Genomic DNA, 255 nt, shown 5'->3' on the forward strand with positions numbered 1-255 from the left:
CTGCGCACGCTTTACGCCCAGTAATTCCGATTAACGCTTGCACCCTACGTATTACCGCGGCTGCTGGCACGTAGTTAGCCGGTGCTTATTCTTCAGGTACCGTCATGAGCCACAGATATTAGCTGCGACCTTTTCTTCCCTGACAAAAGAGCTTTACAACCCGAAGGCCTTCTTCACTCACGCGGCATTGCTGGATCAGGGTTGCCCCCATTGTCCAAAATTCCCCACTGCTGCCTCCCGTAGGAGTCTGGACCG

Annotated in this window: 1 rRNA gene; it reads right to left on the bottom strand. The window is 54.1% G+C overall.

Annotated elements, in window-relative coordinates:
* A 16S ribosomal RNA gene (locus GJ695_RS29525) occupies positions 1–255 on the bottom strand; the annotation flags it as partial.

Source organism: Duganella alba (genome assembly GCF_009674495.1).
GTDB classification, from domain to species: Bacteria; Pseudomonadota; Gammaproteobacteria; order Burkholderiales; family Burkholderiaceae_D; genus Rugamonas; species Rugamonas alba.